Below are 22,410 nucleotides of genomic sequence, written 5' to 3'. Positions count from 1 at the left end.
GTACAGGTTTGCTATCGGCCGGGGGGCGCGCCGGAGTCATGCCCGATAAGACGAGCGGCAACCGGCGGAGTAACTTCGGGCACAAAGTACAAACAAAGAACACCAATCGGGAAACTTACGATCGCTGATTATCCGATAATCGACCCGCTCACCCGTCGATGCGCCGGAAAAATTCATCGCGGTAGGTATCGCCCACCGGAATAACGGCCTTACCAATGTATATCCGGTTGCGTTCGATGGATTCGATCCGGTTGAGGGCAACAATGTATGATTTGTGCACCCGTACAAACCGGCTCACCGGCAGTTTCTCTTCCAGATGCTTGAGGGTCTGTAACGTCAGCAGGCGGGTCGGATCGGGCTTGCCGGGTGGGGGTGGCAGAAAGAGCGACACGTAATCTTTCAGCCCCTCGGCATACAAAATGTCGGTCAGGTCGACGCGCTGGAGCCGGTATTCGGTTTTAACAAAAATAAAGTCGGGGTCCGGCGAGACGCGTTCGGCCCATTCATGGGCGTGCGACACGGCAGCCCCTGCCCCGGTAGGTAGTCCTCCTCCGGTGGGTGTGGTGGGGTTTGGCTGGGCAATCAGTTTTTGCACCGCCCGGTAAAACCGATCGAATGAAATGGGCTTGAGCAGATAATCGACTACATCGTGTTCGTACCCATCGAGGGCATACTCGGCATAGGCCGTGGTCAGAATAACCCGGCAACGGCTGCCCCGGATGATGTTCAGAAACTGAATCCCCGTGAGTTCGGGCATCTGAATATCCAGCAAAATAAGATCGACCTCGCCCGCCTGTACACGTTGCAGGGCCGCAATGGGGCTGGTTGTGGTGCCGGTAAGGGTCAGAAAAGGGACTTTGCCGACATAATCGCTCAGGATCGTGAGGGCCAGCGGTTCGTCGTCGACAATGAGGGTACGGAACATAGGGAAAAGGGGCTTACAGGCTTATTTCGAGCCGACAGACAAACGTCTGCGCGTCTTCGTGGATGTGGAGTTGGTGCCGGTTGGGGTACAACAAAGCTAACCGACGGCGCACGTTGGGCAAGCCTATGCCGCCGGTCGCGTCTTTCTGATGATGGCCTTTTTTGTTGGTAACCTCGGCCTGTAACTGCCCCTGCCGCACACTCAACCGAATAACGAGGGGGTGGTTGGGGTCGGTGAGGTTGCCGTGTTTAAAGGCATTTTCCACGAGTGAAATAAGCAGCATTGGCTCAATGCGGTATAAATCGGTGTTCCCATCGACCACAAACTGGACCTGTGCGTTGGGAACCCGCAGAGTTTCCAGATCGACCAGGTTGCGTAGGTACTCAATCTCCCGGCTGAGGATTACTTTCTGGGGTGGAGAGGCATCTCCGCCCGGTCCGCCCGTGCTTTCGTAAAGCATGTAGCGCATCAGCTCCGACAGTTTCAGAATGGCCCCCGGTGCGGCATCTGACTTGGTGTAGGCCAGGGCGTAAATATTGTTGAGCGTGTTGAACAGAAAGTGCGGGTTGATCTGCGATTTAAGGAAAGCCAGCTCGGCGGTTGTTTTCTCGCTTACCAACGCCCGGCGCTCCTGTTGCAGCACAATCCAGTCTTCGATTAGCTTAAACAGAACACCCAGCCCCACGCTTGCCAAAGCGTAGTATCGGTTATCGCTCAAATAATAACTGGCTGTCAGGTCGGTAGGGTCGTAATTGACTGACCCGAACAAGAGCCGGGTTAACTGCTGCTCAACCAGATAGCGCACGCCAACAAAAAAGAACAAGGCCAAAATCGACCCCAGCCCGGTTTGTACATACTGCTGCCTGTCGAGAAACCGGTTCAGCACTACGACGTGCTCAAACCAGGCCGTGAGCAGAAAAACAAGCACAAAGGTGGATCCAAACAGGCTGAACTCGATTCGGTCGCGGTTGGGGTTGATGAGGTCGAGCGAGAGGGGTAGCAAAAATAGACCCAGGTACAGCAGGTTACGGAGAAGGGGGCGGCTAAGTTGGCGATTGAACGTCATGGCATGGGCGGAGCGTGTACGCGGTTTTGGTTACGCTGCAAAAGTGCTCGGTAGGGTGCATACGCCCAAACCGGTTCGACCAACGCCCTTTTTTTGCCGACCAACAGGCTTGGGCTCTGCAACGGGCGTTTGCCGACAAAACGGCCCGGTTGGTCGAGTTGATGAAGCGCTGCGAAATGGGCTCCCGCACCTTTGTCCCATCAATCAACCGAACACAACACAACCGTATGAAACCGCTATTCGCCCTGCTCGTTCTCCTGTTTACAAGATTACCAACCACCGTTGGCCAGCCCCTCGACGTACTCATGGTGGGTACGTCGCACAATTACGGCAAAAAGCAAGTTGAGAAATTCGATAGTCTGATTCGGCAGATTGCCACGTTCAAGCCTGACGCCCTGTACGGCGAGTTTTTGTCGGCCGCCGACTACGACGCCCTGACGAATTACTGGAACAAAGCCAATGTAGAACGACGGTTGGCCTACGTCCGGCAGACGGCTTACCCGGCGCCTAAAAACCCGGACCAGTTTATCCGCGAAACCCGCCGGTTACTGCGTAAGCAACCCCAACTTCATCAGGAGCGTATGAAACTGGCGCGGGTGCTGTACCTCAATCGGGATATGGCCAACGCCCGCTACCACCTGTACCGGCTCGATAAGGCCCGCCCACAGTTCGGGCCCGACGAGGTAGCCGCCTACCGCGCTATTTTGGGCGAGCCCGATTCGCTATACACTAATCGCTCCAGCGAATACCATAATGTGGTGTTTCCGCTGATGGATGCACTTGGTATTGATGAACTGGGGGCGATGGACAGCCAACGACACGACCTTGCCTGGCAGGCCGCCTGGGACCGCGTCGACACGCTTTACCGGGCCTGGACCGACCACCTGACCGACAGTACCTCGACGGAGGCCCGCCGGTTTACCGCGCTGATGAATCGCGTTCGTACCTTATTGCAGGCTGAGAGCCAGGCCGAAAAGGCGGGTCAGTCAACCTGGTTTTTCAACTCACCTGCGGGCGATGAAATGCTCAATATCGTGAATTTCTACGGGGCACACCGCCTGTTTGGCGCTACGGGCTTTCCGCAAAAAGAGGTCGAGGCCATGCTGGCCCAGTGGCAAAATCGAAACGACGATATGGTGCGCAATACCGTAGAACGGGCCCGGCAGAGGGGTGCCAAACGCGTAGTTGTTTTCGTCGGGGCCAATCACCGCAAAATCATGGTCGATGGGTTCCGGGCCACCCCCGGCGTCACCGTGGTCGAATTAAATTCTTTGTGAAGCGTGCAACCCGCCCGCATCCCTTTTGCATCTGGAACGTAAAACGGGTTCGGAGCTTTTCCTGAACCCCTAAACAATCGCCTGAAAAACCATGAAACCATTCCTTCTCTTCTGCGCTGCCGCCCTTACTTCGCTCACGACTGCGACCGCCCAAACCGCCCATACGTCGCCTAGCGAAGCGCCCTACAAACCCCGCATCATCAAAGATTTTGGTTTTTATATCGGTATCAACGGCGTGAGTGGTGCCGGAGCCGATGCCTTTCAGCTACGTCCGCTCGGGTCGCGGTTTGTGGCCCTGTCGTGGCGTCGGCAACTGCCCCTGAGCAACCGGCCCGATGGCCCCCGCATTGGTGTCGGGCCCGAAATTGCCTGGAACAACTTCATGTTCGAGCGGGATCAGCGGCTGGTATCAACCGTAAACCCGGCAACGGGTCGGCAGGAGTCGGTGCTGGTGGGCGATAACCGCGATCTGAAACGGACTAAACTGACCACGTTTCAGGGTAATATTCCGGTACTGCTCATGTTTGGCCCGTCTGATCGAGTAACCTTTGGGGTAGGAGCGTACGCCGGTATCCGGCTCGACAGCTATACGAAAGTAAAACCCGACGGTGGTGAGACTACCCGTAATCACGGCGGATACAACACCACCTCGCTACGGTGGGGACTCACGGCCGAAGCCGCCTGGGGCGAAGACACCGGCCTGTTTGTCCGCTACGAACCATCTACCATGCTTTTCCGCGATGGCCAGGGACCCAAAGTAAACGTTTGGTCGGTTGGTATCCGGTTGTAAGCGGGTGCAGCCTCCCCAATTGAAGCGCAATCAGCTTCAATTGGGGAGGAAAACGTAACAACTCAACGACCATTACCCAGTAATCAGAGTAGTTCTATAGATATTTCGAAGTCGTATTCTACCGTTCAGCACGAATTTTTATCAGTTCGTGCAACTTTCTGTTTCGGGCGCGCATCTCTGTAGTGACCTTTACGTCCATCAGCCGCACTTCTGACGTAATCCGAGCCCCCAAAAATCCCCAAATCCGCTTATCCACCCGATCCGACCGCTTGTGTAAGAAAAGGTACTTTGTAATGCCAGCTACCTACCTTTGCATTGTACTTCTTGCTTGAACAGGACAACAACAGCAATAATCGTCATGAAATCCGTTACACTTTCCCTTCTGCTTTTGCTCCTCAGCGCCTGTATAGTCGCTTTCGGACAATCGCCAACCAAACACACCATCAACGGTCAGGTAAAAACTGCCGCTGGCCAGCCGCTTGAGTTCGTAACCATGCTGCTGGTACAAGCATCTGACTCGACCAAACTCGTAAAGGGAGCTATCAGTGATGCCAAGGGCGCGTACACCTTCGAAAACGTAACGCCGGGTCAGTACCGGATCGGGGCGCAGCAGGTGGGTTTTGCCAAAACGTATAGTAAACCGTTCGCTGTCGACGCCACGCAGTCGTCGGTGGCTGGCCCTGAGCTGACCCTCGCCGAGGAGTCGAAAAACCTGAGCGAAGTAAAGGTGGTTGCCAAGAAGCCGTTCATCGAGCAGCAGGTCGACCGGACGGTGGTTAACGTGGAAAACAGCATCGTATCGAGCGGCAACACGGCCCTAGAGGTGCTCGAAAAGGCGCCCGGTGTCACCATTGACCGCCAGAATGATCAGATTCAGCTGAAAGGAAAGGCGGGCGTTATTGTGATGATCGACGGTAAGCAGACCTACCTCTCGGTACAGGAAGTATCAAACCTGCTGAAAAACACGCCGAGCGATAACATCGAGAAAATCGAGATTATCACGAACCCCGGTTCTAAATACGATGCGTCGGGCAATTCGGGTATTATCAACATCAAGATGAAGCGCGACAAGAATTTCGGAACAAACGGCACGGCGATTCTGGGCGCGGGTGTAGGTCGGTTCGAGAAAACCAACGCCAGCATCAACCTCAACCACCGTCAGGGCAAAATGACCTCGTTTGGTAGCGTGAACGCCCGGTACGGCCGCTCGTTTCAGATGAACGACATCAGCCGCGTGATTCCGTTGCAGGGGCAAACGTCGTACTTCGACCAAAATTCGTACCGGGTCAACTTCTCACGCAACGTCAATTTCCGGGCGGGCTTTGATTACAACCTGACGCGCAAAAGCACCGTTGGCGCTGTTCTGACGGGTTTCTCGAACCTTTGGGCGCAACCCAACGGCATCAATACGAGCTATATCAGCAACGCCAACCGTGAGGTAACCCTGGTGCCGACTACCAACATCCGGTCGGAAAATCGCTGGAACAACATCACCGGTAACGTCAACTACAAGTATGATTTCAACGGGAAAGGGCGTGAACTGACCGCCGACGCCGACTACTCACGCTTCAACGCTGACAACCTCAACGATATGACCACCCGGTTTTACAATGCCGCCGGGGCGGAGGTGCAGGGAGCGCAGCGGTTTCGTAACCCGATGATGGCCGAAATCAATATCTGGGCCGCTAAAGCCGATTACGTACACCCGACGAAGAAAGGCAAAATCGAAGCCGGGGTGAAAAGCAGCCTTGTTAGTACCGACAACGATATGCGCTACTTCGACATTATCGACAACCGCGAGGTGGTGAATACCAACCAGACCAACCGGTTCCAGTACAACGAAAACATCAACGCGGCTTACACCAACTTTGCGACCAGGCTGAACAAGAAAACGAACCTGCAGGCAGGCCTTCGGATGGAGCATACGCACTCAGAAGGTAAGTCGGTGACGCTGAACCAAACGGTTACCCGCGATTATGTCAACCTGTTCCCAACGGTACACGTATCGCGGCAGCTCGACACCAACCACGTCCTGAACGTATCGTACAGCCGCCGAATTGACCGGCCGAGCTACCAGGACCTGAACCCGTTTAAGTTCTACCTCGACAAGTACACGTATCAGGAGGGTAACCCCTACCTGCGCCCGCAGCTGACGCACTCGGTTGAGATGACCCACGTGTACAAGAGCGCGTTCTCGACTACGCTTGGCTACAGCCGCACCAACGACGTGATTTTCCGCGAGGTGCCCGGCCAAAACCCCGCCGACTCGACCACGTTTGTGATGACCCAGAACATGCGCTTGCAGCAGAACGTAAACCTGACCCTGAGCTTCCCGGTTCAGGTGCGGAAGTGGTGGATGATGCAGAACAACATCACGGCGCTGTACAACAACATCGACGCCGAGTACCGGGGCGCGAACCTGAACGTGAAAGTGTTGACGTACAACCTCTACACCTCGAACAACTTCACCCTCGGTAAAGGCTTCAGTGCCGAACTGGCAGGCTGGTTCAATTCAGCAGGGGTGTACGGTATCATCAAAACCCAGCCGATGGGCGCATTCAGCCTTGGGGTGCAGAAGCGGGTACTCGACGGAAAAGGTACGCTCCGGGTCAACGTAAACGACCCCTTCTGGATTAACAAATTCCGGGGCTCGGCGCAGTATCAGGACATCAACCTCAAAATGCAGTCGCGGTGGGAGAGCCGTCAGGTACGGGCTACGTTTACCTACCGATTTGGCAACCAGAACGTAAAAGCGGCTCGTCAGCGGCAGTCGGCCACCTCGGCAGAACAAAACCGCGTACAGAGCAACAACTAAAATATCAGGCGTGCGTGAGTCGGTTACCCGACCGGCTCACCACCCAACCGATTCATTGAACAGGATTGACTTTAGGTTAAGAATACAAGTAGAAAGCCGCCCTCGATTTGAAGAGCGGCTTTTTTGTGTACTGGCGTTAGATAAGTTCATGATGACAGGTTGGCTAAAAAAAGTTTTTGACAGGATTACAGGATAATCAGGATTTATTCAAGCCCAAAAAATCTTGTCTATCCTGTAATCCTCCGGGCCGCCGGGCGGTCAGAAAAAGAAACCTGTTCTACACCCTTCTCGATCAAATGGTGCCCGGAACGGCTTTTTCGTAGTATCTTGTGTTTTGATTTGTATGAAACGCCTGCTAACACTCCTTTTCATCGGCTTGCCGTACTGGGTCAGCGCCCAGTCAGACGAGTATGACCCGTATCGTCTGTACACGCCGACTCAGTTGCAGGAAGACCTCGCCGTGTTGCAGCGGGCCTTTGTGCAGCTGCATCCGGGTCTGTACCGGTACACCTCGCCCGATAGTCTTAATCTGGCGTATCGGCAGGCCGTAGCCCAGATCGACCGGTCGATGCACGACGTTGAGTTTGGGTTGTTGCTGCGTCCGTACATCGGGCGGGTGCGGTGCGCCCACACAGGGCTGTCTATCTCTAAAGAGCGCCAGCGGTACCTGCGCCAACTCCGGCAGCCTCCGCTACCGCTGTCGCTGCTGGTGCGGGGCGACAAGCTGTTTGTGGCCACGCAACCCATGCAGGCCACGGGTGTGTCGGCTTTTGAAGAAATTGCCGCCCTCGACGGCCGCCCGGCTACCGAACTGATCCGTCAGTTTCGGCCTATGGTTTGGGGCGACGGCTACACCCAAACTGCCAGCGACGGCATGTTGTCGATGCTGATGCCGGCCTTGTACCGGGCGGCTTACGGGTATCAGGATACCCTCACCGTTCAACTCACCGACTCGACCGGCCGTTTGCGCAAAGTGGCCCTGCCCACGCGGGGTGTCTCGGCCCGTCGGTTGGCCCGCTATGCCAAAGCCGATACCGTTCGGCGGCAACGGTCGGCCCTGCCTACCCGCACGGTTCTTAACCGACGCGGCATTCGCCTGTCGGTGGTGCGCGAAGATTCGGCCATTGCCGTGCTCAAAATTGACCGGTTTGCCGATGGTCCCATGCGCCGAGCGTTTGCGGCCGCTTTCAAGGAAATAAAACGCCGGGAAATTCGGCAACTGATTGTCGATGTCCGCGGCAATCTCGGGGGCAGTGCCCAAACCTGCCGCGATCTGGTGCGGTACGTAGCTACGCAGCCGTTTGTGTTCTGGGATTCAACAGTGGCCAACGCCCGTACGGCCCGTATTCCGGGGGTTAAAACCTGGCTCAGCAGCCCGTTTGCGTACATCGATCTGCGGTTTCGGCTCCGGCGCGACGACCACGGCAATCTCCAGTTACCCACGTACCGCAAAACCGTTCGACCCTACGAAAATCGGCGGTTTACGGGGCCGGTTTATATCCTGACGGACGGACTCTCGTTTTCGGCAGGATCTATTTTCCCGGCTTTGGCCCGGCAATACAACCCCAACGTCCGGATTGTCGGGCGCGAAACGGGGGGCGGGGCCTACGGGTGCAATGCCGGTCAAAGCATTTTTGTGCAGTTGCCCAATACCCGAATGGTGGTCAAAATACCGGCATACAGGATTCGGCTTCCCTTGCCCGGCCGCGATCAGGGCCGGGGCGTTATGCCCGACTATCCCGTTGCTTACTCGCTCGACGATCTGCGGCAGGGCCGCGACCGCGATCTCGAAACGGCCCGGCAACTCATGTCGCGCGACCGGGCAACGTCCAATGCCTTGTCTAACTCCCGGTAAGAATGGGCTGTAATGCAGTAATACATTGTTTACTTTGCTCCAATCAAGGACCAAGTATTCTGTGGGTTGTGTCTCCAACTAATACATGTAGGCTGTTACTCATTATTTGGCTAAGTGTGTATGCAAGCGCACGTTCCATTAAATTTTTGTGAATGAACTCTAAGCACTTTAGTAGTTGCTTTTGGGTTACCGTTTACTAACTCATAAGTAATCGATTTTTGAATTTCTTGTACATTTGTAGCGGACTAAACAACCCCGCTGGCGGACTAAACAACCACAAATTATGTTTGCCAAGCGTTCATTTACCCATTTGATGGGGAACTTACTGATGCTGACCCTTATTGGGATCACTATCCTCTCTTGCGAACTGCATCTCGAAACGGTCGATAGTAGGGGAAATATCAACCCCGAAGACCGTTATGTTACGATGAGCGGCCTCCGCGTTAGAATTCCAGCCAATGTTTCACAGGATATTTTTGGTCAAAAGTTTGATAAATACATGGCTTATTTTGACCAACACGTTTTGAGCAAAACGGATCCGGGAGGGCGGGTAGCTGCTCAGGATAAAGCCGACTGGGGTCTACTTACCTTAGATGAAATCCTTCAGGAAATTCGAAGAATAGCTGCAAAGTACCCCGATTTGCGCCAACGGCCCCTGAAATCGAGCGACCTTGCCCGTATCCGTAAGGATTTTCCGGATTTAAAGAACGAAGAAGATATAGATAAGTATGGTCAAGTCGTTTACGATTACTATTCAGACCTAATTAAGATCGAAATTGCTCCTGAACTGGCCAAAAAGATGAAGGCGAGAAAGGGGGCACGAATGGCACTGGAATTTGGAGAACCTAATGACTTTGAAAACGCTTTAACGGCCTGGAACCCAACATCAGGCTGGAGCGTATCAGTGGCTCGGACCGATGCAACTAATATGGTCGATGCTCTTTTTGGGCCTAATGGTAACGGAGATAGGCATAATGCAAATGCCTTTAAACATGCAGTCTGGAATGCTATGGGGGTGCAGGAGATCATTACCCGGCGAGGAAATAAATGGGTAGCTTTGGATAAAATGCGGCAGTTTGCTACTGCTCACGAACTGAAAAACATCAACTGCCAAAGTTGTCCAACGCAAACTTTTAACGGCAGTTTCTTCAATGATTTAGGTACCTACTTTGCATGGAATTTTGATAGTTGGTTTGTTAGTGGCAGTTTGCCAACATCAGGATCAGAGGGAGACGATGCTGCTATGGATTTGCATAATAATTTAGTTGGACGAACTTATATGTATCAGATGGTACGAACAGGTTTGTTCGGAATAGTTACGTATAACCCCAGCGATGACGCTATTCGTGACTATTTTAAATCCTACGTTTGTTTTCATCTGCGCCAACAGTACGCAAGTGGTACTTTAAGTTATTACAATGGTAATTTGGGCAGTCTTGGAGGGATGAACTACCACAATGACACAAGTAGCTTTTTAATCGCATTACCAACTTCCAATCCTGATGGGAGTGCTTATATAGGTCGAACGGCTGATGTTTCAATCAACTGTAATTAGGTATAGCGCATGAAGAAATTTCTCGCACTCGCTTTGTATTGGGCAATAATTATTGCCTGTGCAGGATGTAAGAACCCAGGTGTGGCCACTCAGGTTTCTTATGCAGAAGTTATACTCTCCGATTTCTCTAAAGTTGAAACGTACGAACTTACTGCACCAAAGAAGGAAGGCCCTTCAACGGCTGTACTCTTGAAAATAACAGGGAATATTACGCAGGAAGTAACGTTTAAGTTTTACGAAAAGGCCCCATCAGGTTCAAACGTACTGATCTTTACCAGAGTGTTTCCAAAAGGGAGCTATGATGGTAATACCGACTATCGGTCGGATTATTACAACAATAAAAATGTCATCATGGAAATTAGGCCCACTATACCCATGACAGGTAGTCTCAAAATCAAATGGGGTATTGTTTGAGTTTTGTAAAAACGCACTACCTTTTTGCACGCATTCTTCGTAAAGCCCCTACCTCTGGAGTAGGGGCTTTTGTTTTAATTAATACACCACTCAGGGCTGCGTGATACGTAAATTGCATCCGGTTTTTGGTTTTGTGGACATACTGTTGACCGTCGCGCACAGAACCGAACCCCGAATCTATACACCCTATATGTGGTATCACCTCACTAATCCCGACCTGATTGATTCGCCTGCCCTGCTCGTACATGCCGGGACCGTGGCCGACAATATTCAGAAGACGATTCACATAGCCGCTGCGGGTGGGTCCGAAGGGGGAGCGGCCCGGCTGCGCCCACACGTGAAAACGCACAAAATGCGCGCCGTAACCGATCAGTTACTGGCCGCTGGCATCCGGCAGTTTAAATGTGCGACGCTCAAAGAAGCCCGGATGCTGGCCGAAGCGGGTGCTCTCGATATTTTGCTGGCCTATCCCGTGGTTGGGCCCAAAGCCGAAGGACTCCGTCAACTGGCCGACGCGTTTCCGACGGTTCGGTGGGCCTGCCTGACCGATTCAGAAGCGGGGGCGCGGCACCTCTCGGCGGTGTTTGCCGATGCCCCGCGCCCGGTTGATGTCTGGATTGATCTGAACGTAGGCATGGGCCGTACCGGTATCGACCCGGTGGTCGCACCCGTTTTGGCCAACCTCATAGGTCAGTTGCCGGGCGTACAGGTAGCGGGTCTGCACGCGTACGATGGCCACATCCGCGATACGGACTTTGCCGTACGCTGTACCCGCGCCGATGCGTCGTTTGCACTGGCGAAAGCGGTGCAGCAACAGATTGTAGAAGCACAGGGCGTTGAATTACCCATTGTGGTGGGCGGTACACCCAGTTTTCCGGCCCACGCCCGGCGCACCGACCCCACCATGCAGCTGAGCCCCGGCACGTTTGTATTCTGGGATGCCGGGTACGGACAGGCTTTGCCCGATTTGCCCTACGAGGTAGCGGCCGTGCTGCTCACGCGTGTGATTTCGGTTATCGACGACCAAACCCTGTGCATCGACCTCGGTCATAAATCGGTAGCGGCCGAAAACCCGTTTCCGAGGGTGCTCTTCCCCGACCACCCCGATGCCGAGCCGATTGGCCAAAGCGAAGAGCATCTGGTGGTGCGGGTATCCAATGCCCGCGCGCACCAACCCGGCGACGTATGGTACGGGATTCCGATCCATATTTGCCCGACCGTGAATCTGTACGATGCCGTGCAGGTAGTTGAGCACGGGCAGGTGGTTGATGAATGGCCCGTAACAGCCCGCGGCCACTAAATAGTGGGCAGTAGGCAGCGAAAAAGTAGGCAGTGAACAGTAGGGAAAGCTGACGTAAGAATTTATTAACTGCCAACTGCCAACTGCCAACTATGTTTACAATAGACGCCCACCTCGACATCTCGCTCAATGCTATTGAATGGAATCGTGATTATCGGTATCCGGTAGCCGCCATTCGGGCGTCGGAGCAGGGGATGGACGACAAAATTGATCGGGGCCGCGGGGTGGTGTCACTGCCCGAATTGCGCCGGGGTGGCATTGGGCTTGTCGTAGCTACGCAGATTGCCCGGTTCAACGGAACAGACTACACCGCAGCCTCATCGACACTCACGGGTGCCATGCGACCCGGAGCAGGCTGGAGCTCACCCGAGCAGGCCTGGGCCATGACACAGGCGCAACGGGCCTGGTACGAAGCGATGGAAGACGACGATTCGGCCGGGTTTCCGCAAATGCGCCAAATTCGCGACCGGGCCGGGCTGGAGGCCCATCTGGCACTCTGGCAGGATACGTCGATCCCGAATGAACAAAAGCCGGTGGGCTATATTCTGAGTCTTGAAGGGGCCGATTCGCTGGTGCGGTTGTCGTATCTGGAACGGGCCTATGGGTACGGATTGCGGGCATTGGGCCCGGCGCATTACGGACCCGGCCGCTACGCACCGGGTACGGGTATGAGTGGCCCGCTGACGGCCCTTGGCCGAGACTTGCTCCGCGAAATGGACAACCTGAATATGGTACTCGACGTAACCCACCTGACCGACGAGGGCTTCGACGAGGCTCTGGCGTTGTACAAGGGCCGGGTGTGGGCGAGCCACCATAACTGCCGGGCGTTGGTGCCGCATCAGCGTCAGCTTACCGATGAGCAGATTCGGCGGCTGGTTGAGCGCGACGCCGTGATTGGCGGGTGTCTGGATGCCTGGATGATGAAACCCGGCCTTACGCAGCGGCAAAGCAACCCCGCCGATTTTGGGGTGTACCTCGACACGCTGATCGACCATTACGATCACATTTGCCAGTTGGCTGGTAACGCCCGGCATATTGCCATCGGCTCCGACCTCGACGGTACGTTTGGCACCGAGCAATCGCCTGTTGATCTGGATACCATTGCCGACCTGGCCCGGCTGCCGGAGCTATTAGCCCGGCGTGGTTTTTCGCCCGCCGACATCGACGGGGTCATGTACGGCAACTGGCTGCGGTTTCTGCGCGAAGCGTGGGCGTAAATCAGAAGGTAACTTTGTGGTAGATGTCCTTCATTGACAGTTCTACATCACCCAGTTTGATAATGTCCTCCAGCGAATCGTAATCATCGTTGAGCCAATGATGCACGTCGCCGTTTTTGGTGTAAACCGAAACGTACGGCAAATATTGCTCTACGTAAATGATGTACTGAACCGATGGGAGTTGCTTGTAGCAACGGAGTTTCAGGTTACGGTCCTGTTTCTGGGTCGAGTCGGAAAAGACCTCTACCAGAATATACGGGTTTTTTATGCCCGCTTCCTGCCCTTTTCGGGGATACAGGTCGCTGGGGGCGTTCATAACTACCAAATCGGGCTTGACGGCCATTTGACAGGGCTCCACATACACCGTTCGGTTGCTACCCATAACCCGGATATCCGGGTAGTCGTAATAAATTGATCGTAGTGTGCCTGCCAGATTGGCGACGATGAGTTCGTGAAAGTCGGTTGCCATTTTTATTCGAGCGCGGAGGTGGCCGTCCAGATATTCAATATCGTATTCCATTGGCGAATGCTCTTCGCCAATTTCGGACGCCACCTCCCAATACTCGTCCAGTGAGACAGGTAGCAAAACCTCGGCTTCGGTTTGAAGCCGTTCCACGATTTGTCCAGACAGACTGAGCGTTGCATTAACCATACTGACGCTATTTTTTTATCAAGTTAGGACAAAAGGCGTGAAAAGGCAACCTCAGTTGAACCCCATAGCCTGCCGCACGCGCTCGATGGTTTGGCGGGCTACCGCACGGGCTTTTTCTTCGCCAGCCCGCAGTTCCTTCTCCAGTTCATCGGGGTTTTCCATGTAAAAACTGAACCGCTCGCGCTCGGTGGCGTAGGTGCTCAGGATTAGCTCGTACAGCTCCTTTTTGGCGTGCCCGTATCCATAGCCACCCTTTTCATAGTTCTGGCGCATTTGGGCCGTTTGCTCCTCAGACGCAATGAGGCTGTATAGCTGAAACGTGATGTCGGTATCGGGGTTTTTGGGTTCTTCCAGCGGGGTCGAGTCCGACTTGATCTTCTTGATAACCTTGTACAGATCGTTTGCTGGCTGGAAAATGTCGATGTAGTTACCGTACGACTTGCTCATCTTGGCCCCGTCGATGCCCGGAATCGTCATGATTCGCTCGTCGATACGGGCTTCGGGCAAGACAAACACATCCTGTGTTGGGTCGCCGTTGTTGTAAGCCCGATTCACGGCCGAAGCAATATCGCGGGTCATTTCGAGGTGTTGCCGCTGATCTTTCCCGACGGGCACCAGATTGGCGTCGTAGAGCAAAATGTCGGCGGCCTGCAATACCGGATACGTAAACAGACCCGCGTTCACGACGGAGGTGCCCAGCTTATCGGCCTTGTCTTTGTACGAGGTCGCATTCTGGAGCATCGGCATGGGCGTGAAGCAGTTCAGATACCACGCCAGTTCGGTATGCTCGGGCACCCTTGACTGCCGCCAGAGAGTGTTATGTTGGGTGTCGTACCCGAAGGCGAGCCACGTAGCCGCAATAGCCCGCACGTATTCCCGGCGGGTTTCGCCTTCTTTGAGGGTGGTGAGCGAGTGCAGGTCGGCAATGAACAGAAACGACTCGTTGCCCGGTTCCTGCGATAGTTTGATGGCGGGGACAATGGCCCCCAGAATGTTACCCAGATGCGGCCGGCCGCTGGATTGGATACCTGTTAGGATTCTCATTTTTTAAGGAGATAGGAGTGAGGAGTGAGGAGTGAGGAGTTACTGACGCATCTGAAATGCTTGCGTCAGCAACTCCTCACTCCTCACTCCTCACTCCTCACAACTATTTTCCTTGTGCCCCCACAACGGCGATAGCCACCATGTTGACGATTTCGCGCTCCGACGAGCCCAGCTGCAATACGTGTACCGGTTTGCGGATACCCAGCAGAATGGGGCCAATGGCGTCGGCACCACCTACTTCCGACATCAGGTTGTAGGCAATATTGCTGGCCGACAGGTTGGGGAAAATGAGCGTGTTGGCCCCTTCCTCAATCAGCTTGCTGAACGGATGGTTCTGCTTCAGCAACTCCGTGTTGAAGGCCAGGTGGGCCTGAATTTCTCCGTCCACAATCATGTCGGGGTTGCGCTGATGCAGCATCTCGACGGCCCGGTTCATTTTTTCGGCGTCTTCGCCTTTGGCACTGCCAAAGTTAGAGTACGTAACCAGCGCAATGCGGGGCTTAATGTTAAACTGCTCCACGGCTTTGGCGGTCAGCTCCGTGATTTCGACAATCTCCTCAGCCGTTGGGTTGAAGTTCACCGTCGTGTCGGAGAAGAACAGCGGCCCCCGTTTGGTGAGCAGAATGTACATACCGGCTACCTTTTTTACGCCCGGCTCGCGCCCAATCACCTGAAGGGCCGGCCGGATCGTGTCGGGGTAGTTGCGGGTCAGACCCGAAATAAGGGCATCGGCTTCGCCCGACTCCACCATCATGGCCCCGAAGTAATTCCGGTAATACATCAGCTTGCGGGCTTCACGGGCGTTGACTCCCTTGCGCTGACGACGCTCGAAATACAAATCGGCAAACTTCTGGATCAGGGCATCCTGCTCGGGGGCGCGTGGGTCCAGAATCGGCGTATCTCCGAGGTCGATGTTGTTTTGCTCAATCATCTGCCGAATCATGGCCGTTTCACCCAACAGAATGGGGTAGGCAATGCCCTCGTCGCGTACTTGCTGAGCCGCCTTGAGCACTTTCAGGTTTTCGGCATCGGCAAATACCACCCGCTTGGGGTTCGACTTGGCCTTGTTGATGATCACCCGCGAGATCCGGTTGTCCTGTCCCAGTCGGCGGGCCAGTTGGCTTTCGTAGGCTTCCCAGTCGGTAATTGGCTCTTTGGCCACACCCGATTCCATAGCCGCGCGGGCTACCGCCGGAGCTACCGTACTGAGCAGGCGTGGGTCTACGGGTTTCGGGATGATGTACGTCCGGCCAAACATCAGATTGTCGGTGCTGTAGGCCATGTTGACCAGATCGGGCACCGGCTTTTTCGCCAGATCGGCCAGGGCCAGCGTGGCCGCCAGTTTCATGGCTTCGTTGATCTCGGTAGCCCGCACGTCGAGGGCACCCCGGAAAATGTACGGGAAACCGAGTACGTTGTTTACCTGGTTGGGGTAGTCCGAGCGGCCGGTCGCCATGATGATGTCGGGCCGGGCGGCCAGCGCTTCTTCGTAGCTGATTTCGGGCGTGGGGTTGGCCATGGCAAACACAATCGGGTTCGCGGCCATGCTCTGCACCATCGCCTGACTCACTACGTTGCCTTTCGACAGACCAATGAATACGTCGGCACCCACGAAGGCTTCTTCCAGCGAGTGCAAATCGCGTGAGGTGGCAAACAGAGCCTTGCGCTCGTCGAGGTCGGTGCGGTCGGCGCGGATCGGGCCTTTTGAGTCGCACATCACAATGTTCTGCACATTCGCCCCGAGGGCCACGTACAGTTTGGTACACGAGATGGCCGACGCCCCCGCGCCATTGACCACGATTTTGACTTCGTCGATCTTTTTACCCACAATTTCGAGGGCGTTCAACAGGGCGGCTCCTGAGATAATAGCCGTACCGTGCTGATCGTCGTGCATGACCGGAATGTTCAGCTCTTTCTTCAGCCGTTCTTCAATTTCGAAGCATTCCGGGGCCTTGATATCTTCGAGGTTAACACCGCCGAAAGTGGGCTCCAGAATCTTGACGGTCCGCACAAATTCGTCGACGTCTTTGGTGTTCAACTCAATATCGAACACGTCAATATCCGCGTAGATTTTAAACAGCAGGCCCTTTCCTTCCATAACCGGCTTGCCGGCTTCGGGGCCAATATCACCCAGGCCGAGTACCGCGGTTCCGTTTGAAATCACGGCTACCAGGTTGCCTTTGGTGGTGTATTTGTACACATCTTCGGGGTTGGCGGCAATAGCCAGGCAGGGTTCAGCCACACCGGGCGAGTATGCGAGGGTCAGGTCGCGCTGGGTGCTGTATTCTTTTGATGGAATGACCTCCAGCTTGCCGGGCCGGCCTTTTGCGTGGTATTCGAGGGCGTCTTCGCGCCGTATCTTTTGTTGCATATGATCGGTTTCTGAGGGGTCTTGTTAAGAGTGCGAAGGTACGGAAGTACGGCGAAATGGTCGTGAAAGTCTTTATTTTTGTCCCATGCGATTGTCTATTTTGTGTCTGTTAACAGGCGTTCTGGCTGCTTGTGAATCGGCTCCGTCTACGCACTCCTACGCGCCTGGTATCGAGACGGCCGCTACCCCCGACGCCTTTGCCGCGCCCCCGTCGTCGGTGTCTGTAGCGGCTCCGGCGGGCATGGTACTGGTGCCCGGTGGCGTTACCCAGATCGGGTCGGCCGAAGGTTTAGACGCCGAAAAACCGGTTATCTGGGCCCGAATCGCTCCGTTTTTTATCGACGCATCGCCCGTAACGGTGGCTCAGTTTCGTGCTTTTGTGCAGGCAACGGGTTATAAGACCCAGGCTGAGACCTTTGGCGATGGTGGCGTATTCAGCGAAGAAAACCGGGGCTGGACACTCGTGAAAGGCGCGTGCTGGCACCACCCGCAGGGCCCCGACGCCCCCCCGGCCCCCGACAACCACCCGGTAACGCAGGTATCGTGGAATGATGCCAATGCCTACGCAATCTGGGCCAAAAAGCGGCTCCCCTCCGAGCTGGAGTGGGAACACGCAGCCCGCAACGGCCGCAACGATCAAACGCTGTACCCGTTTGGCAACGACCTCGTGGAAAACGGAAAGCCCCGTGCCAACACCTGGAATGGCATTTTCCCCGAGAAAAACGCTAATACCGATGGGTTCAGGACGACGTCGCCCGTGGGCTATTTCGGCAAAACGCCCCTGGGCCTTACCGATATGACCGGCAACGTGTGGGAGTGGTGCGCCGACTGGCGGATGAATTACGGGGATCTGGTGGCCGGAAAACCCGCCCCCACTACCGGCGACGAAAAAGCCATGCGGGGCGGTTCGTTTCTGTGCGAGCCAAGCTGGTGCCACGGCTACCGGGTATCGGGCCGGTCGTTTAGCACGCCCGAAACGGGTCTGATGCACGTTGGCTTTCGGTGCGTACGCTCAGTGCAGTAGGTTGACTTTTGTTTGATAACTTCCCAAACACGAAAAGCGGGCAATTGCCCGCTTTTCGTGTTTGGAGAATGTCTTATTTCGATAGATCCTCGACCGAGAACCGCTCAATGAATGGCTCCAGAAAGTCAGTGTTCGACGGCATGTCCAGATAGTGCTTAATGCTATTCACCTGCCAGGTAGTAAACCAGCCTTTGAGGGTAGGTACGCAGGTAATATCGACAAAGTGCGAGTCCAGATAATACAGGCTCCGCATCTCGGTGTTGCTGGTAACAGTTGTCAGAAGCGTCCCTTCTTTGTACGTGAGGCTCAGTTGCTCCTGTATATCCATCGATTGAAAGTCGGTCGTCAGCATTGTAGTAAGCGGATTCTATGATGAAGTTTCTTTTGTGTCTGTTTCGAGACTGCCTACAAAAGCTGTCTCCCTGTGGTTTTGTTAACGCATATTTACAGAAAAAAGATTGAAGTATTTGCAAGTTTTTACAGAGAAATATTCAAAATAACTTATAACTATTTATTTAGTTGTGATAATTGACCTTCAAAAGGCCGGTTTTTGCAGAAATAGGCTATAAAAATAAGAAAACGACAAGGAGTTAAATTTTTCTAATCTTAGCCAGTGGAACGGCTAAACGCAGGGACAGAAAGCCTGATGAACCGACCTCGTTAGGGTCTGAATAATCCGGCCACATTGTCCGAAAAAAGAAGGGACGACCGCCCGGCGATCGTCCCTTGTGATTCTGTTACGGAGAAGTAAAATTCTTATCGGTTAATCAGTAGCCGGTTAGTTAGCTTCCGGCGGCCCGTTTCCACCGCAACAATGTAGGTACCGGCTGGTAGCTCGCGTACGCTTATGCGGTAGGTGTTGGTCTGTAATCGCTCGACGGGTACGAAAAGCGGCCGGCCTGTCATGTCCACTACCTGAACTGACTGTACACCGCCCGGCCCAAACAGCTCCGACTCGATCAGCACATCGTCGACGGCTGGGTTGGGGTACAAACCGAACGTGACGAGTGGCTCTTCGTTGGCGGCCACAATCTGACGGAACATCGGAGCGGGCTCAAAATTCCGGAGCAGTACACTGTTGGCCGTAGCCGTGGTTTCGCCGAGCCAATCGGTGAGGAGGGCCGAATACACCTGCCGGAAATCCATCTGCATCTTAATCGAGTTACCTTCCAGATCGGTTAGCGACGGGTTCTTACCTACAAACTGGGTTTTGATGCCTTCGCCCGCAAAAACAAAAACGGGTGCAGCTATACCGTGGTCGGTGCCCCGCGCACTATTCGACCCGGCCCGGCGGCCAAACTCCGAAAAAGTCATACCGGCCACCCGTTTGTCGATGCCCATCATCTTGAGGTCGGTCATAAACGCCCGGATACCATCGGATACCATCTTGAGCAGGTTGGCGTGTGCCCCGATGCTCGTGTCGGTGGCATCGGTCTGGGTCGCGTGCGTGTCGAACCCACCGATGGAAACATAATACACCTTGGTCCGTAAACCGCCGTGGATCAGCCGGGCCACAATCTTGAGCTGATCGGCCAGCGAGTTGCTCGTGGGGTAAGTGGCCATGTTTTTGCCCTTGCCAGCAGCCGCTTTGATTTGCCCGGCATACTGTACCGACGATACCTGTTGCTGCCGGATAAAGGCAATGCTTCGTCCGGCGGGGGTATTGGCCGTTGCGCCGGGGTCAATGGCGGCTTTATCGCCCACGAGTGTGGCAAACGTATCGGGGTTCTGAATGGCAATCGCCATCGACTGCGAGGGTCCCAGCAACGAGGTCGACGTGATGTAGCTGATCTGTACGGCGAGCGGATCGGGCATGGCCGTGCTGGGGTATTTGTCGGGATAACCCGGAAACTCGGTGTCGAGGTACCGCCCAAGCCAGCCTGTGGTGAGGGTTTGGTTACTGTTGGCCGCCGTAAACCAGATGTCGCTGGCCCGGAAGTGCGACTGCGAGGGTGAGGGGTACGAAACCGAGTGCACAATCGACATTTTTCCCTCGTTAAACAGGTCGCGCATACCGGTCATGGCCGGGTGCAGGCCCGTTGTAAGGGTATTGGTGAGCCGCAGTACTTTATCTTCTTTGATGGCAATATTGCTCCGAAGGTTATTGTAGGCGCTCATCTGGTCGAGCGGAATCACGGTATTGAGGCCGTCGTTGCCGCCGTTGAGCTGTACCAACACCAGCACCCGGTCGTTGGCGTCGGCCACCGAAGCGAGCGCATCGAGGAACGCCGTTTGACCGTAAGCGCGGGCGCTGTACCCACCGAGTACAACCGGAGTCATGGCTCCGGCAGCAGCGTATTGTATAAAATCGCGACGTTTCATGTTTTCAGGGAACAACGAACAGTGAGCAACGAACAGTGAACAGCGAACAGTGAGCAGTGAACAATGAACAACGAACAGATGGTTGTCAGTGTAAGCTATTGTAGATCGTTACCTGCTCGTTGTTGGTTGTTCATTGTTGGTTGTCAGTTGTCACCTGCTCGTTGTTGGTTGTTAGTTGATAGTTGTTCATTGTTTAGGACATTTGGAACTCGGCCATGCGGTACATGAACAGAAAGAGGTTGTCGAGTTTGATCTTGACACTCATGCGCTTGGCGTTGGTAGGGCTCTGCGCATAATCATTCCATTCGGCAGGCCATTCGTAGCGCGGCAAGCCCGGCACCAGCACCTGATCAATCAGGAAATCTTTCTGCGATTGGGCCAGGGGGACGGCAAAGACCAGATCGGTCAGCTCGTCCATCATCTGCACGGGGTCGCCGGGGTTGCTCAGGGCTCTGACTACTTCAACCGAGTCGAGGCCATACGTAACGTTGTTGTAGCGAATTTGCCCCCGTATGAACTGATCGGTAAACAGCGAGCGCAACGCCAGCGTGTTGGCACTGATCCAGATGCGGTCGAGGCCGGTATCGTAGTAAGGCGGGTAGCCGAATACGGTCGGTTGTTCGTACACGTCCATCTGTTGCTCGCGGGCGCGGGTCCGCAGGTAGTCGCCCAACTGATTGAACGCGGTAGTGCCGTGTTCGGGCGTTTTGAGGCCCGCAAACCGAAACTGCCCCACCAGCAATTCGAGTGGCGACCGGATGATGGCTCCCCGAACGCTTTCGTCGTAGAAATGGTCGCTCGTAAACAGGGTTGTGAGTACGGGTTTGAGTTCGTATTTGTTGTCTCGGTAAATTTTGGCCAGGGGCTCAATAACGTTTGTTTCGACGGCTGGGGTAATCTCGGTGCAGACAAAAAAGCGGTACAGTTTACGAACCAGAAACCGGGCCGTTTCGGGTTGCCGCAGAATCATGTCGACCATGTCGGCCAGTTCTTCGTCGCCTGCGGTGTTCCCGGTACGACCTTTGACCACGTAGTTGCCGTACGCGGCCGAAAACTGTTTGTTGCCCGTATCGTGCTGATTGGACCGAAACGCAACCGTGATGTCGGCACTGGTTGTACTGCGGAAACCCGTATCGGCCCAGCCGGTGAGCACGCGGGTGGCCGCTTTCACGTCGTCTTCGGTGTATTGCCCCCCAAGTCCGATTGTAAACAGCTCCTGTAATTCACGCCCGTAATTTTCGTTGGGCTTGTTGGCTACGTTGACATTGCCGTTGAGGTACCGCAACATGGCCGGGTCTTTGGTCATGTCGATCACAAACTGCCGGAAATTGCCCATCGCATACTGCCGAATGAGCACCAGCTGCCGGTACAGGTAGCGGGCATCCGACACGGTGGCGTAGGTCGACACGAAATGGTTCTGCCAGAACAGGGTCAGCTTTTCGCGGGCCGAGGCTCCTTCGTTGATCATCAGGCCCAGCCACCAATTTTTAAGGGCTGTTTGGTGGGCCGTTTGCAGGTCGTTGTTAAACGGCAGATCGACAAAGGTTTTCCCCGTCGTGGTGTCGATGGGGGGCGTGGGCGTAGGCTGATCGGCCAGCAGCAGGGCGACGGCTGCTGCGGGTTTAAGACCCGTAAACTGCCGGAGTTGAGCCGCCGTTGGGCCAAAGGTAGCCCGTCGGAGCAGATGGGCTGCCTGTGTCCTCGTCAGCGATTGAGTGTAAGTAGATAACCAGGGCATAGAATTGCACTAAAACGCGATCAATTTAGATTGACAGCAAGATAG

Annotated in this window: 17 protein-coding genes; 9 read left to right on the top strand and 8 right to left on the bottom strand. The window is 54.8% G+C overall.

The window, feature by feature from the left end; all coding sequences use genetic code 11:
- Window positions 1-148: 148 nt before the first annotated feature.
- Window positions 149-925, bottom strand: coding sequence for a LytR/AlgR family response regulator transcription factor (locus RUDLU_RS0108800; RefSeq protein ID WP_019988004.1), 777 nt, complete (start codon window positions 923-925; stop codon window positions 149-151).
- A gap of 13 nt (window positions 926-938) precedes the next feature.
- Window positions 939-1,991, bottom strand: a complete 1,053-nt coding sequence (locus tag RUDLU_RS0108795) for a sensor histidine kinase (protein WP_019988003.1) — start codon at window positions 1,989-1,991, stop codon at window positions 939-941.
- A gap of 227 nt (window positions 1,992-2,218) precedes the next feature.
- On the opposite strand from RUDLU_RS0108795, the gene RUDLU_RS0108790 reads away from it, so the two are divergent.
- The 8 genes from RUDLU_RS0108790 to RUDLU_RS0108755 all read left to right on the top strand — a co-directional run bounded on the left by RUDLU_RS0108790 (window position 2,219) and on the right by RUDLU_RS0108755 (window position 13,214).
- Window positions 2,219-3,268 (top strand): DUF5694 domain-containing protein, encoded by a 1,050-nt coding sequence (locus RUDLU_RS0108790; protein ID WP_245581645.1) that lies wholly within the window; start codon window positions 2,219-2,221, stop codon window positions 3,266-3,268.
- A 91-nt stretch (window positions 3,269-3,359) separates the two neighbouring features.
- Complete coding sequence (locus RUDLU_RS0108785; protein WP_019988001.1) at window positions 3,360-4,058, top strand: porin family protein; 699 nt, start codon at window positions 3,360-3,362, stop codon at window positions 4,056-4,058.
- Window positions 4,059-4,416: 358 nt separating this feature from the next.
- A complete protein-coding gene (locus RUDLU_RS0108780; RefSeq protein ID WP_027302893.1) occupies window positions 4,417-6,873 on the top strand; it encodes a TonB-dependent receptor in 2,457 nt (818 codons plus the stop codon).
- A gap of 343 nt (window positions 6,874-7,216) precedes the next feature.
- Window positions 7,217-8,728: a S41 family peptidase gene (locus RUDLU_RS0108775; RefSeq protein ID WP_019987999.1), complete on the top strand. Its 1,512-nt coding sequence runs from the start codon at window positions 7,217-7,219 to the stop codon at window positions 8,726-8,728.
- Window positions 8,729-9,011: 283 nt separating this feature from the next.
- Complete coding sequence (locus RUDLU_RS0108770; protein WP_019987998.1) at window positions 9,012-10,283, top strand: DUF6973 domain-containing protein; 1,272 nt, start codon at window positions 9,012-9,014, stop codon at window positions 10,281-10,283.
- A 9-nt stretch (window positions 10,284-10,292) separates the two neighbouring features.
- Window positions 10,293-10,697 (top strand): hypothetical protein, encoded by a 405-nt coding sequence (locus RUDLU_RS0108765; protein WP_019987997.1) that lies wholly within the window; start codon window positions 10,293-10,295, stop codon window positions 10,695-10,697.
- Between the two features lie 190 nt (window positions 10,698-10,887).
- Window positions 10,888-11,997, top strand: coding sequence for a D-TA family PLP-dependent enzyme (locus tag RUDLU_RS0108760; protein ID WP_019987996.1), 1,110 nt, complete (start codon window positions 10,888-10,890; stop codon window positions 11,995-11,997).
- Between the two features lie 92 nt (window positions 11,998-12,089).
- Window positions 12,090-13,214 carry a dipeptidase gene (locus tag RUDLU_RS0108755; protein ID WP_019987995.1) on the top strand — a complete coding sequence of 375 codons (1,125 nt, stop codon included), beginning with the start codon at window positions 12,090-12,092 and terminating at the stop codon, window positions 13,212-13,214.
- Window position 13,215: 1 nt separating this feature from the next.
- Here RUDLU_RS0108755 and RUDLU_RS0108750 read toward each other — a convergent pair whose 3' ends face one another.
- The 3 genes from RUDLU_RS0108750 to RUDLU_RS0108740 all read right to left on the bottom strand — a co-directional run bounded on the left by RUDLU_RS0108750 (window position 13,216) and on the right by RUDLU_RS0108740 (window position 17,281).
- Window positions 13,216-13,830, bottom strand: coding sequence for a Uma2 family endonuclease (locus RUDLU_RS0108750; RefSeq protein ID WP_245581644.1), 615 nt, complete (start codon window positions 13,828-13,830; stop codon window positions 13,216-13,218).
- Between the two features lie 87 nt (window positions 13,831-13,917).
- Window positions 13,918-14,910, bottom strand: coding sequence for a tryptophan--tRNA ligase (trpS, locus tag RUDLU_RS0108745; protein WP_019987993.1), 993 nt, complete (start codon window positions 14,908-14,910; stop codon window positions 13,918-13,920).
- Window positions 14,911-15,013: 103 nt separating this feature from the next.
- On the bottom strand, window positions 15,014-17,281 hold the full coding sequence (locus RUDLU_RS0108740; protein WP_019987992.1) for an NADP-dependent malic enzyme: 2,268 nt from the start codon (window positions 17,279-17,281) through the stop codon (window positions 15,014-15,016).
- Window positions 17,282-17,366: 85 nt separating this feature from the next.
- Here RUDLU_RS0108740 and RUDLU_RS0108735 point away from each other — a divergent pair, with 85 nt between their 5' ends.
- Window positions 17,367-18,305 carry a formylglycine-generating enzyme family protein gene (locus RUDLU_RS0108735; protein WP_019987991.1) on the top strand — a complete coding sequence of 313 codons (939 nt, stop codon included), beginning with the start codon at window positions 17,367-17,369 and terminating at the stop codon, window positions 18,303-18,305.
- A 73-nt stretch (window positions 18,306-18,378) separates the two neighbouring features.
- On the opposite strand, the gene RUDLU_RS0108730 is transcribed toward RUDLU_RS0108735, so the two are convergent.
- From RUDLU_RS0108730 to RUDLU_RS0108720, 3 genes are all read right to left on the bottom strand, one after another.
- Window positions 18,379-18,657, bottom strand: a complete 279-nt coding sequence (locus tag RUDLU_RS0108730) for a hypothetical protein (RefSeq protein ID WP_019987990.1) — start codon at window positions 18,655-18,657, stop codon at window positions 18,379-18,381.
- A 404-nt stretch (window positions 18,658-19,061) separates the two neighbouring features.
- The gene (locus RUDLU_RS0108725) at window positions 19,062-20,627 is read right to left on the bottom strand and encodes a DUF1501 domain-containing protein (protein WP_027302892.1); all 1,566 of its coding nucleotides are present in this window, start codon (window positions 20,625-20,627) and stop codon (window positions 19,062-19,064) included.
- Between the two features lie 193 nt (window positions 20,628-20,820).
- On the bottom strand, window positions 20,821-22,365 hold the full coding sequence (locus RUDLU_RS0108720; RefSeq protein ID WP_019987988.1) for a DUF1800 domain-containing protein: 1,545 nt from the start codon (window positions 22,363-22,365) through the stop codon (window positions 20,821-20,823).
- Window positions 22,366-22,410 lie beyond the last annotated feature (45 nt).

The organism is Rudanella lutea DSM 19387 (assembly GCF_000383955.1).
Lineage (GTDB): Bacteria > Bacteroidota > Bacteroidia > Cytophagales > Spirosomataceae > Rudanella > Rudanella lutea.
The sequence above is the reverse complement of the archived record's forward strand: the minus strand, read 5'-3'. Positions and strand labels throughout refer to the sequence as shown.

Coding starts and splice junctions, on each gene's coding strand:
- RUDLU_RS0108735 (WP_019987991.1), top strand. CDS start 17,367: ATGCGATTGTCTATTTTGTGTCTGTTAACAGGCGTTCTGGCTGCTTGT.
- RUDLU_RS0108720 (WP_019987988.1), bottom strand. CDS start 22,365: ATGCCCTGGTTATCTACTTACACTCAATCGCTGACGAGGACACAGGCA.
- RUDLU_RS0108775 (WP_019987999.1), top strand. CDS start 7,217: ATGAAACGCCTGCTAACACTCCTTTTCATCGGCTTGCCGTACTGGGTC.
- RUDLU_RS0108800 (WP_019988004.1), bottom strand. CDS start 925: ATGTTCCGTACCCTCATTGTCGACGACGAACCGCTGGCCCTCACGATC.
- RUDLU_RS0108760 (WP_019987996.1), top strand. CDS start 10,888: ATGTGGTATCACCTCACTAATCCCGACCTGATTGATTCGCCTGCCCTG.
- RUDLU_RS0108740 (WP_019987992.1), bottom strand. CDS start 17,281: ATGCAACAAAAGATACGGCGCGAAGACGCCCTCGAATACCACGCAAAA.
- RUDLU_RS0108785 (WP_019988001.1), top strand. CDS start 3,360: ATGAAACCATTCCTTCTCTTCTGCGCTGCCGCCCTTACTTCGCTCACG.
- trpS (WP_019987993.1), bottom strand. CDS start 14,910: ATGAGAATCCTAACAGGTATCCAATCCAGCGGCCGGCCGCATCTGGGT.
- RUDLU_RS0108730 (WP_019987990.1), bottom strand. CDS start 18,657: ATGCTGACGACCGACTTTCAATCGATGGATATACAGGAGCAACTGAGC.
- RUDLU_RS0108755 (WP_019987995.1), top strand. CDS start 12,090: ATGTTTACAATAGACGCCCACCTCGACATCTCGCTCAATGCTATTGAA.
- RUDLU_RS0108780 (WP_027302893.1), top strand. CDS start 4,417: ATGAAATCCGTTACACTTTCCCTTCTGCTTTTGCTCCTCAGCGCCTGT.
- RUDLU_RS0108765 (WP_019987997.1), top strand. CDS start 10,293: ATGAAGAAATTTCTCGCACTCGCTTTGTATTGGGCAATAATTATTGCC.
- RUDLU_RS0108795 (WP_019988003.1), bottom strand. CDS start 1,991: ATGACGTTCAATCGCCAACTTAGCCGCCCCCTTCTCCGTAACCTGCTG.
- RUDLU_RS0108790 (WP_245581645.1), top strand. CDS start 2,219: ATGAAACCGCTATTCGCCCTGCTCGTTCTCCTGTTTACAAGATTACCA.
- RUDLU_RS0108770 (WP_019987998.1), top strand. CDS start 9,012: ATGTTTGCCAAGCGTTCATTTACCCATTTGATGGGGAACTTACTGATG.
- RUDLU_RS0108725 (WP_027302892.1), bottom strand. CDS start 20,627: ATGAAACGTCGCGATTTTATACAATACGCTGCTGCCGGAGCCATGACT.